Annotated in this window: 11 protein-coding genes and 1 riboswitch; of the genes, 7 read left to right on the top strand and 4 right to left on the bottom strand. The window is 65.1% G+C overall.

Going from position 1 to position 10,156, the window contains the following annotated elements; translation table 11 throughout:
• Positions 1 to 349: 349 nt before the first annotated feature.
• Together bluB and mscL are read right to left on the bottom strand one after the other, a co-directional pair.
• A complete protein-coding gene (gene bluB, locus ACP16H_RS05925) occupies positions 350 to 1,015 on the bottom strand; it encodes a 5,6-dimethylbenzimidazole synthase (RefSeq protein ID WP_425071445.1) in 666 nt (221 codons plus the stop codon).
• A 53-nt stretch (positions 1,016 to 1,068) separates the two neighbouring features.
• Positions 1,069 to 1,246: riboswitch (cobalamin riboswitch) on the bottom strand.
• Positions 1,247 to 1,324: 78 nt separating this feature from the next.
• The gene (mscL, locus tag ACP16H_RS05920; protein WP_425071340.1) at positions 1,325 to 1,759 is read right to left on the bottom strand and encodes a large conductance mechanosensitive channel protein MscL; all 435 of its coding nucleotides are present in this window, start codon (positions 1,757 to 1,759) and stop codon (positions 1,325 to 1,327) included.
• Between the two features lie 148 nt (positions 1,760 to 1,907).
• Here mscL and ACP16H_RS05915 point away from each other — a divergent pair, with 148 nt between their 5' ends.
• Positions 1,908 to 2,609 carry a glutathione S-transferase family protein gene (locus ACP16H_RS05915; protein WP_425071339.1) on the top strand — a complete coding sequence of 234 codons (702 nt, stop codon included), beginning with the start codon at positions 1,908 to 1,910 and terminating at the stop codon, positions 2,607 to 2,609.
• Positions 2,610 to 2,625: 16 nt separating this feature from the next.
• Here ACP16H_RS05915 and ACP16H_RS05910 read toward each other — a convergent pair whose 3' ends face one another.
• The gene (locus tag ACP16H_RS05910) at positions 2,626 to 3,075 is read right to left on the bottom strand and encodes a YtoQ family protein (protein WP_425071338.1); all 450 of its coding nucleotides are present in this window, start codon (positions 3,073 to 3,075) and stop codon (positions 2,626 to 2,628) included.
• Positions 3,076 to 3,284: 209 nt separating this feature from the next.
• Here ACP16H_RS05910 and ACP16H_RS05905 point away from each other — a divergent pair, with 209 nt between their 5' ends.
• The 6 genes from ACP16H_RS05905 (at position 3,285) to ACP16H_RS05880 (ending at position 8,183) form a co-directional block, all read left to right on the top strand.
• Positions 3,285 to 3,740 (top strand): hypothetical protein, encoded by a 456-nt coding sequence (locus ACP16H_RS05905; RefSeq protein ID WP_425071337.1) that lies wholly within the window; start codon positions 3,285 to 3,287, stop codon positions 3,738 to 3,740.
• 76 nt (positions 3,741 to 3,816) lie between these two features.
• Positions 3,817 to 4,365, top strand: a complete 549-nt coding sequence (locus tag ACP16H_RS05900) for a ferritin-like domain-containing protein (RefSeq protein WP_425071336.1) — start codon at positions 3,817 to 3,819, stop codon at positions 4,363 to 4,365.
• A 276-nt stretch (positions 4,366 to 4,641) separates the two neighbouring features.
• Positions 4,642 to 5,553, top strand: coding sequence for a sulfite exporter TauE/SafE family protein (locus ACP16H_RS05895; protein WP_425071335.1), 912 nt, complete (start codon positions 4,642 to 4,644; stop codon positions 5,551 to 5,553).
• Between the two features lie 2 nt (positions 5,554 to 5,555).
• Positions 5,556 to 6,308, top strand: a complete 753-nt coding sequence (locus ACP16H_RS05890; RefSeq protein WP_425071334.1) for a TIGR02186 family protein — start codon at positions 5,556 to 5,558, stop codon at positions 6,306 to 6,308.
• Positions 6,305 to 6,736, top strand: coding sequence for an acyl-CoA thioesterase (locus tag ACP16H_RS05885; RefSeq protein ID WP_425071333.1), 432 nt, complete (start codon positions 6,305 to 6,307; stop codon positions 6,734 to 6,736). Before ACP16H_RS05890 ends, ACP16H_RS05885 begins: the two co-directional genes overlap by 4 nt.
• A gap of 205 nt (positions 6,737 to 6,941) precedes the next feature.
• Positions 6,942 to 8,183 carry a sensor domain-containing phosphodiesterase gene (locus tag ACP16H_RS05880; RefSeq protein WP_425071332.1) on the top strand — a complete coding sequence of 414 codons (1,242 nt, stop codon included), beginning with the start codon at positions 6,942 to 6,944 and terminating at the stop codon, positions 8,181 to 8,183.
• On the opposite strand, the gene uvrC is transcribed toward ACP16H_RS05880, so the two are convergent.
• On the bottom strand, positions 8,159 to 10,024 hold the full coding sequence (gene uvrC, locus ACP16H_RS05875; RefSeq protein WP_425071331.1) for an excinuclease ABC subunit UvrC: 1,866 nt from the start codon (positions 10,022 to 10,024) through the stop codon (positions 8,159 to 8,161). The two genes, ACP16H_RS05880 and uvrC, sit on opposite strands and share 25 nt — an antisense overlap.
• Positions 10,025 to 10,156 lie beyond the last annotated feature (132 nt).

Below are 10,156 nucleotides of genomic sequence, written 5' to 3'. Positions count from 1 at the left end.
CCGCACCCCGCAAGGCCCAGTTGCGGTTTCGGGTGTGGCTTGGGCAAGGCCCACCGGCGCGTGCCCTGCAAGGGCACGCGCAAAGCGGCCTTTGGCCGCTTCGGAGGCTCTGCCTCCGAACCTCCGCGGTATTTGGGTCAAGATGAAGGAGAAGCGCCGCGTCGGCATTCTGACATCTCAAAAACTTCGCCACAAAACCGTCGCCACTTCCAGCCAAATCTACGTTCCCGCACACGAACGCCGCGCCTTACCTTCATCTTGATCCAAATACCCTCGGGGGTGAATTGGCCGAAGGCCAAGAGGGGGCAGCGCCCCATCCCTCAAATCAACGCCATGTAACGCCAGTGCTTCACCAGACTTCGTAGCGCACATGCGCGTCCAGCGATGCCGCGCGTGCCCACCCCCGCGCTTCCAGCTCCGGGCGATCGAACAACTCCGAGACATACCCCACACACAAGTATGCCACGATCTCCACATGATCTGGCAACCCGAGCACCGGCCTCAGCTCCGCCGGATCGAAAATGCTGACCCAACCGACGCCAACCCCCTCTGCCCGCGCTGCCAGCCACAGGTTCTGCACCGCGCACACGGTTGAATAGAGGTCCATCTCGCGCTGGTGCGTCCGCCCGAGGATCACGGCACCGCCCCGCGTCCGGTCGCAGGTCACCACGATGTTCAGAGGCGCCTTCTCGATCCCCTCCAGCTTCAGCGCCGCATAGGCGCTGCGCTGCTCCGCCGGAAACATTTCCTGCGCATCGGCATTCGCCCGGTCGAACGCCCGCTTCACCTCTGCCCGCCGCACCGGATCGCGCAGCAGAATGAAGTCCCAGGGCTGCGACAGCCCCACCGAGGGTGCCGCATGCGCCGCCCCGAGAATGCGCCGCAACACGTCCTCCGGCACCGGATCCGGCAGGAACTCGTTGCGCACATCCCGCCGGTGCGCGATCACGTCGTAAAGCGCTTGGCGCTCGTCTGTGGAAAAAACGCGCGCCACCACCGGCGCGCAGTCGGACAAAAGGGTCACCTCGGCCCTCCCATGGCAATCGGCGCGCCCCTGCTGTCCAGGCAGGAACGCCATGCCGTCAGGCCGGTCTTCTGGCTTCGGATCATCCGGCAGGGACGCCTTCCCGGTTGCCCAGTGGCCGTTTGTCCCTTCCGTCCCCGTCACAGCGGCGGGCCCGCGCCGGTTCCTCCCCGGCTTCCCGATTCTCCCCGTCGCCGGGGCACCTGACTCCACCCTGATGGCAAAGGAAAACCCCCGGCGCAAGGGCGCACGGGAGTCGTTTCGCGTAGGTCGGGGCTGTGCCCCGACTCCCTTGCGAGGTCAGCGCGACTTCAACGCGTCGCGGATCTCCAGTAGCACGTCCAGCTGCGACGGGCCTGCCGGGGTCGCCTCGGCCGCCTGGCCTTCCTCGCGCTCGCGGATCGCCGCCGCCTTGGCCCGGTTCACCATCTTCACCAGCATGAAGACGACAAAGGCGATGATGAAGAAGTTGATGACCGCCATGATGAACTTGCCGATGGCAAAGACCGGCGCGCCCGCATCCGTCGCCGCCGAAAGCGAGGCATATTCATTGCCGTCCAACGAATAGAACCAGCCGGAAAAATCAATCCCGCCGGTGAACAGCGCGATGATCGGGTTGATGATGTCACCCACCAGCGACTGCACGATCGCGGTAAAGGCCGCACCGATGATGATACCCACGGCCATGTCCATGACATTGCCCTTGGCGATGAAGTCCTTGAATTCGTTAATCACTGTCCTGTTCCCCACTGTGATCTGCACCGGCTCACCCGTCCGGCTGCGCGTTATAGTTAACGTGGTTTGCATTATCGCACAGTATTCTTTCTGTGCCTGCGGGAAAATCGGCGTAGCTTTCACCCCAACGCAACCGAAAGGCCCCCGCATGACCGATCTCGCGACCCATCCGATCACCGCCCGCTGGCCCGCGCAACACCCGGACCGCATCCAGCTCTACAGCTTTCCGACGCCCAACGGCGTGAAGGCCGCCATCATGCTCGAGGAAACCGGCCTGCGCTACGAGGCGCACCGCGTGACGCTCAACGACGCGGACGTCAAAAGCGACGCCTTCCTTTCCCTCAACCCCAACAACAAGATCCCCGCCATCATCGATCCGAACGGCCCCGACGGCCAGGCGCTGACGCTCTTCGAAAGCGGCGCGATCCTGCTCTATCTGGCAGAGAAGTCCGGCAAGTTCCTCGGCCAGACCGCCACGGACCGGCACCACATCACGCAATGGCTGATGTTCCAGATGGGCGGTGTCGGCCCGATGTTCGGGCAGCTGGGCTTCTTCTACAAGTTCGCCGGAGCCAAGGTCGAAGATCCCCTGCCCCGCGACCGCTACATCAACGAAGCCAAGCGCCTTTTGAACGTCGTGGAAACCGCACTCGACGGACGCGACTGGATTGCCGGCGACTATTCCATCGCCGACATCGCGCTTGCGCCTTGGTTGAATGCGCTCGACTTCTACGGCGCACGCGAGGTTGTCGGCTGGGCGGATCACCCGCGCGCCAACGCCTACGTCGCGCGCTTCATGGACCGCCCCGCCGTGCAACGCGGCATGAACATCCCGCCGCGCGAAGGCTGAACCAAGCGCCCGCGCCTCACCCGGGCAGGCGGCCGGTCAGAACGTAGTCAAGGATCTGAACCACCTGCTCGGGCGTCCGCGCCACCGCCAGCGCGGCGGCGTCGACCTCTTTCAGGGCGTGGTCATGCTCGGGCGGTTGCAGGATGATCAGCGACTTGCCCAGCGCCGCCGCCATGCCCGCGTCAAACGCCGCATTCCACTGCTTGTACTTGTCGCCAAAACGCACGACCACCACGTCCGCGCCCTCGATCCCGCGCCGCGTGCGGATCGCGTTCACCTGAGCCCCCTTGCGGTCGTGCCAGAACTTGTCCGCCTCCGCACCAAGGATCGCCACCCCGCAATCGTCGCTCGCCGCGTGATCCGTCACCGGCGCGTCAAAGCTCACGTCCAGCCCCGCGGCCCCCTGCATGATCTGCTCGCGCCAATCCGTGTGGATCTCGCCCGACAGGTACACTTTCAACGTCATCCGGTTTCCTCCGCTGTTTGCGTCGAACCTAAGCCCCGCATCCCCCGCCGCAACCGCAATCCCTGCGCCTGCGACCATTCCGCCATTCCCGAAGCGCCAGTTGCGCCATGCCGCCACTGGCGCATCAGCGCCGCCGGACACGCATGTCCCCTGTCACCCTCCGGCGTGTTGCCACCAGATGGCTCCGACACTTCAACAGGAGTTCCACCATGCAGATCCTCTCCGCCATTCCCCTCTGGGTCTTTCCCCTGCTCGCCGCCCTCATCGCCATCGGCCTGCGCACCAGCCGCGACCGCAGCGCGCCCGTCTGGCTGTATTACATCCTCCCCGCCCTTGCGCTTTTGTCGCTGCTGCGGGCCCTCGCACTTGGCCCCGTCGCCGTGACGGCCCTCGGCGTGGCCTGGCTTGCGGGCATCGCCCTCGGCCACAGGCTGCAACCCCGCTGGACCATCGCCCGCCAGGGAGCACGCGTAACCTTGCGTGGCGAATGGGTGACCATGGCCACCGTCCTCTCCCTCTTCCTCGCCAACTTCGCGGCCGGAATGACACAGGGCATCGCACCGGCCCTCGCCCAAGGCCCGACCTTCGGCCTGATCTACGGACTGTTTTGCGGCACGGTTTCAGGCAGCCTCGCCGGGCGCAGCCTCTCGCTTTTGCGGGCGTGACACAAAGGGAACAGCAGCACCGACGGAAAACACCTTCATACACGTTCAGCAATCAGAATGTTTACGGAGACCCCCAATGCCGAAACTGTTGAAATCCGCCCTCGCCGTCAGCCTCCTGTCGTTGCTGTCCACCCCGGCTGCGGCCATGACCCGCGATCAGGCCGTTCGGGCTGCGCTCGATGACGAATATGGCGCGCAGGCCACCTATCAGGCAACCATCGAGACCCACGGTGCCGCGCGCCCCTTCACCAATATCCTGCGGGCCGAAACGATGCACGAAGCGATGCTTAAGGACTACGCCGCCCGTCACGGCATCACGGTCCCGACGAACCCCTACATCGGCCAGCTCCCCGCTCCGGCCTCGCTGGCCGAGGCCTGCGCCACAGGCATTCAGGCCGAGATCGACAACGCCGGCCTTTACCGCAACCGCCTGCTCCCCGCAGCACAGGGCGACACCGAGCTGACCGCGATCTTCTCCAAGCTGATGACCGACAGCCAACAGAAACACCTGCAAGCCTTCCAGCGCTGCGGCGGCACTGGCGGCCAGCAAGCCCAAAGGCAACAACAGGGCAGAGCACAGGGCCGAACACCAGGCAAAGGCCACGGCCCCCGCTGGAAATCCTGAGCCGCACCGTCCCGACGCACGCCCCCTCCCTTCATCTTGATCCAAATACCCTCGGGGGTTTGGGGGCAGCGCCCCCATCCGTCAGGCCAGGCATGACAAACGACAGTGGGGTGCGGGCAACGCCCCACCCGTCACACAAGACCTGCCCCCCAGATCCCGGCCAAAGGCGCGGCCCGAAGGGACGCGCCGGTCGCTTTGGCGCAGCCAAAGCGAAACCCTTCCGAAACCCGCCGCGCTGCACTTGCAAACACCCCCGCACCGGGACTAGCGTGGGCCATGCAAATCTACCTGCCGATCTCCGAAGTCGCGGTGAACGCCTTCCTGCTGCTGGGCCTCGGCGGCATTGTCGGCATCCTCTCGGGCATGTTCGGCGTCGGCGGAGGCTTCCTGCTCACGCCGCTCCTGTTCTTCATCGGCATCCCGCCCGCCGTGGCCGTGGCCACCGGGGCCAACCAGATCGTCGCGGCCTCCTTCTCCGGCCTGCTCGCGCATCTCAGGCGCAAGACCGTGGACCTTCGCATGGGCACTGTCCTTCTGGCAGGCGGTCTCGTCGGGGCGGCAATCGGCGTCTGGCTGTTCAACTACCTTAAAACCCTGGGCCAGGTCGATCTGCTCGTCCGCCTCTGCTATGTCGTCTTCCTCGGCATCATCGGCGGGCTGATGTTCATCGAAAGCCTCAATGCCCTGCGCAAGGCCCGCCGCGGCGCGCCCCCGAAACGGCGCAAGCACAACTGGATCCACGCCCTCCCGCTGAAGATGCGCTTCCGCACCTCGGGCCTCTATATCTCCGTCATTCCACCCGCCATCGTCGGCTGCGCTGTGGGCGTCCTCGCCGCCGTCATGGGCGTGGGCGGCGGCTTCATCATGGTGCCCGCCATGATCTACCTCTTGGGCATGCCCACCAAGGTCGTCGTCGGCACCTCGCTCTTCCAGATCATCTTCGTCGCGGCCTTCACCACCCTGCTGCACGCCACCACAAACTACACCGTCGACGTCGTCCTCGCGGTGATGCTGATCCTCGGCGGCGTGGTCGGCGCGCAATTCGGCACCGCCCTCGGAACGAAGCTCAAGGCCGAACAGCTGCGCATCCTGCTGGCGGGCATGGTCCTGCTCGTCTGCGCCAAGATCGCGCTGGAACTGCTCCTCACCCCGTCCGAGCTCTACTCGCTCGCAACCGTGGCGCACTGACCATGCGCTGGCTCCTCGCGTTCGCCCTGCTCGCCCTCCCCGCCCAGGCCGAGGAAGTCGTGCTCGGCCTGTCCCACGACGCCGTGAACATCTCGACCGACTTCGACGGCTCCGAGATCCTGATTTTCGGCGCGATCAAGCGTGAAACCGCCCTCGACGCCGATCCCCTTCAAGTCATCGTCACCGTCGCAGGCCCGGACCTGCCCGTCACCGTACGCCGCAAGGACCGCCGCTTCGGCATCTGGATGAACACCGCCACGGTCGAGGTCGATGCCGCGCCGACCTTTTACGCCATCGCCACCTCGGCCCCGTGGGAAGACATCATCACCGACACCGAGGACCTGCGCCATCACATCTCGATCCCGCGCGCCATCCGCTCGGTCGGCGCGCCCATGTACGTGCAGGACAGCCAGTCCTTCACCGAGGCCGTGATCCGCATCCGCGAGAACGGCGGCACCTACCAACTGCTTGAAAACGCCGTCACCTTCCGCGAGCAGACGCTCTTCGACACCAGCATCTCCATGCCCGCCAACCTGACCGAGGGCGCCTACCCCACGCGCATCTTCCTCACCCGCAACGGCCGCGTCGTCTCCAGCTACGAGACAGAAATCGACGTGCGCAAGGTGGGCCTCGAACGCTGGCTCTACGTGCTCTCCCGCGAACAACCGCTGCTTTACGGCCTCATGTCGCTGGCGCTGGCCATCGCCGCAGGCTGGGGCGCCTCTGCCGCCTTCCGCGCCATCCGCTCGTCATGAGGAAACCTCCCGGCACCCGCGACCAGTACCGCGCCTTTCGCGCCATCCCGACGCGCTGGAAGGACAACGACGAATACGGCCACATGAACAACGCGGAATACCTGTCCTTCTTCGACACCGCCGTCTCGCTGTGGCAACTCGAACAGGGCATCCAGATCCGTGGCCCCGACGCCCACCGCTTTCTCGTCGTCGAAAGCGGCACCCGCTACCACGCAGAGGCAGGCTTTCCCGACATCCTCCACGCCGGCCTGCGCATCGGTCACCTCGGCTCCTCCTCGCTGCGTTTCGAAATCGGCCTTTTCCGCAACGATGACGCCACAGCCTGCGCCGAAGGCTTCTTCACCCAGGTCCTGACCGACACGGACGGTCGCCCCAAACCCATGCCCGAGCCTATCCGCGCAATCTTTGCCCAACTCCAGCTCTCGTAAAAATTGTGCGAATCCAGTGTCATCTGCTTGACAGGGAACGCCGCCACCGGAACACTGGACGCCTAGGGTCATGGTACTGTCACGACCAAAGGCATACGCCGTGCACCCCTGAACAGGGCGCGCCACGCCCGACAGGAGGATCGTTGGCCGAGGATCACCGGAAACCGTCGCCCGCTCCCCAGCCGTCAGGACTCAGGGGGCATCCATGATTTCGCACGACTTCCGCGAGGCTTTCGCGATCAATGTCGTCGACAAACCCGAAAACCTGCGCTGGAAGAAACGCAAGGTGCTACGTGCCCTGCGCGAAGTCTATGACATGGAGGTCGCCTTCATCTCGCGCTTCCGCGACAACGAGAGGGTCTTCGACGAGGTCGACATCTCTCCGGACGCCCCTCCCTTGCCGCTGGAACGCGGGGCGGCAAGTCCGCTGGCCTCCAGCTACTGCTACCGCATTTCCGAACAAACCGTCCCCAACGTCATCATCGACGCCCGGACACTCCCCGGCGTCGCCGACATTCCCGAAACCTTCTCCTGGCCCATCGGCGCCCATATCAGCGTCCCTATCGTCCTCTCGACAGGCGCGACTTACGGGATGCTCTGCGCCTTCTCGCGCAGGGTCGATCCGAACCTGTCGCGCCGGGACCTCGCCATGTTCACACTCTGCGCCGACCTGCTCGCGCGGGACATAGACGCCCGGACACCTCTCGTGACATCCGACGCCAACCTCCTGCAGGACGCGATCACCAAGGGCCGTTTCGACTTTTACCTCCAGCCTGTCGTCCAACTCCCCGATCGGCAGCTGATCGGATACGAGCTTCTGACCCGCTTCCCGCCCGACGTCGGCCGCACCGAGGAAATCTTTCAGCGCGCCAGATACCTCGACCTCGTCACCTCCATCGAAGAGGTCATCGCCCGCAAGGCCTCCATCGTTCTGGATCGCCTGCCCCCGGAGGTCATCCTCTCCATCAACTTTTCCGTGGCCTCCGTCGAGGATCTCGATTTCGCCGCCATCTTCCCTGAGGCAGAGCGCCATCGCATCGTCATCGAACTGACCGAGCACGAGCAGGTCAGCAACTACGAAACCTTCCTTCAGGCCATCGACGGGCTGCGACGGCTGGGCTTCCGCGTTGCCATCGACGACGTTGGCGCGGGCTATTCCTCGTTCCGCCACGTCATCCAGCTGAAGCCCGAAGTCATCAAGATCGACCGCTCCCTGATCGCGGGCATCGACCACAGCGCCGAACGCGGCAGCCTTGCCAACGCCCTGCGGGAGTATTCGGAAATCCACGGCGCCTGCCTGATTGCCGAAGGGGTGGAAACCGCCGACGAGCTCGCCAGGGTTCAGGCCCTCGGCATCCCCTATGCACAGGGCTATGCCATCGCGCGCCCGGCCCCCTTCGAGGCCCTACTCGGGCCGTCCCCTCAGGACTCGTGGAAGAACGCGTAAATCCGCTCGGCCAGCGCCTCTGACACGCCTTCCACGGCCTTCAGGTCGGCGAGGTTCGCGCGACTGACGGCTTTCGCCGATCCGAAATGCTGAAGCAGCGCGCGCTTGCGGGATGCACCCACACCGCTGATCTCGTCCAGCGGGTTGGCCATCTGGCTCTTGGCGCGTTTCGCCCGGTGCGTGCCGATGGCGAACCTGTGCGCCTCGTCCCGCAGCCGTTGAACAAAGTACAACACCGGATCGTTGTGGCGCAGCGCAAAGGGCCGCTCGCCGACACGGTGGAACTCCTCCTTGCCGTGGTCGCGGTCCACGCCCTTGGCCACGCCCACGAAGGGCACGTCATTCACGCCCTGCTCGCGCATGATCTCGGCCACCGCCGACACCTGCCCCGCGCCGCCGTCGATCAGCATCAGGTCGGGCCACAGCCCCTTGTCACGGTCCGGGTCGTCCTTCTTCAACCTTGTCAGGCGGCGCGTCAGAACCTCCTTCATCATGCCAAAGTCGTCCCCCGGCACCAGGTCCTCGCCCTTGATGTTGTACTTGCGGTACTGGTTCTTCATGAACCCGTCCGGCCCCGCGACGATCATCCCGCCCACGGCATTCGTGCCCTGGATATGCGAGTTGTCGTAAACCTCGATGCGCTGGGGCGGCCCGTCGAGGCCAAAGGCCTCCGCCAGCCCCGCCAGCAGCTTGGTCTGCGTCGCGCTCTCGGACATTTTGCGCGCCAGCGACTCCTTGGCGTTGCGCAGCGCACCATCCACCAGCTCGGCCTTCTCGCCCCGCTGCGGCACACTGATCTCGACCTTACGCCCAGCCTTCTCGGCCAACGCCGCGCACATCAGGTCCTCGTCCTCGATGCCGTTGGACAGCAGCAACAGCCGCGCCGGCTCCTTCTGGTCGTAGAACTGGCCAAGGAAGGCCTCCATGACCTCGGCCGCGCCCACGTCCTCGCCGACGCGCGGGTAAAAGTCCTTGTTCCCCCAGTTCTGGTTGGCGCGGATAAAGAACACCTGCACGCAGGCCTGCCCACCCTCCATGTGCAGCGCGATGACGTCCGCCTCGGCGGTGGTCTGCGGGTTGATCCCCTGCGCCGTCTGCACCTGCGTCAGCGCCCGGATCCGGTCGCGCAGGGCCGCCGCCCGCTCGAACTCCATCTCCTCCGAGGCCTTCATCATCTCGGCGCCCAGCTTCTCCTGGATCTCCGTCGACTTGCCCGACAGATACCGCCCGGCATCGCGCACCGCCCCGGCATACTCCGCCTCGCTGATGCGACCGACACATGGCGCCGAACACCGCTTGATCTGCGCCAGCAGGCAGGGCCGCGTGCGCCCGTCGAATTCCGCATCCGTGCAGTTGCGCAGCATGAAACCGCGCTGCAACTGGTTCAGCACCCGGTTCACCGCCCCCGCGCTGGCGAAGGGCCCGTAATACTGCCCCTTCTCCTTCTTCGCGCCGCGATGCTTCTTGATCTGAGGAAAGGCGTGGTCGGTGACGAGGATATTCGGGAACGACTTGTCGTCCCGCAGCAGCACGTTGAACTTCGGCTTCAGCTGCTTGATGAGGTTCTGTTCCAGGAGCAGCGCCTCGGTCTCGGTGCGCGTGGTCAGGAACATCATCGAAGACGTCTCGCGGATCATCCGCTCGATCCGGCGCGAGTGTCCGCCCAGCCGCGCGTAGTTCGACACGCGCGCCTTCAGGTTCCGTGCCTTGCCGACATACAGCACCCGGCTCTGGTCATCGAGCATCCGGTAGACACCCGGTGATCCGTCCAAAGTCCGCAGGTAGGACTGGATCACCTCGACGCCCTTCGGAGCGGCCTTATCCCCTGTCGTCTCGTCCATCTTCCGCCGTTTTGTTAACCATGGGTCGCCGTTTTGATTCCCGGTCTCGCTGCAATGCCGCAGCGCCGGATACAAGCGGGATTACATCCACCGTTTCTGTGGATAACTCTGCGGGCAAATAAGGGGCATCCT

The organism is Sagittula sp. S175, from assembly GCF_049800975.1.
Lineage (GTDB): Bacteria > Pseudomonadota > Alphaproteobacteria > Rhodobacterales > Rhodobacteraceae > Sagittula.
Note: the sequence above shows the minus strand (reverse complement) of the source record. Positions and strands in the feature narration are given on the sequence as shown.

Coding starts and splice junctions, on each gene's coding strand:
- ACP16H_RS05880 (WP_425071332.1), top strand. CDS start 6,942: ATGATTTCGCACGACTTCCGCGAGGCTTTCGCGATCAATGTCGTCGAC.
- ACP16H_RS05900 (WP_425071336.1), top strand. CDS start 3,817: ATGCCGAAACTGTTGAAATCCGCCCTCGCCGTCAGCCTCCTGTCGTTG.
- ACP16H_RS05890 (WP_425071334.1), top strand. CDS start 5,556: ATGCGCTGGCTCCTCGCGTTCGCCCTGCTCGCCCTCCCCGCCCAGGCC.
- ACP16H_RS05915 (WP_425071339.1), top strand. CDS start 1,908: ATGACCGATCTCGCGACCCATCCGATCACCGCCCGCTGGCCCGCGCAA.
- ACP16H_RS05910 (WP_425071338.1), bottom strand. CDS start 3,075: ATGACGTTGAAAGTGTACCTGTCGGGCGAGATCCACACGGATTGGCGC.
- ACP16H_RS05905 (WP_425071337.1), top strand. CDS start 3,285: ATGCAGATCCTCTCCGCCATTCCCCTCTGGGTCTTTCCCCTGCTCGCC.
- ACP16H_RS05885 (WP_425071333.1), top strand. CDS start 6,305: ATGAGGAAACCTCCCGGCACCCGCGACCAGTACCGCGCCTTTCGCGCC.
- uvrC (WP_425071331.1), bottom strand. CDS start 10,024: ATGGACGAGACGACAGGGGATAAGGCCGCTCCGAAGGGCGTCGAGGTG.
- ACP16H_RS05895 (WP_425071335.1), top strand. CDS start 4,642: ATGCAAATCTACCTGCCGATCTCCGAAGTCGCGGTGAACGCCTTCCTG.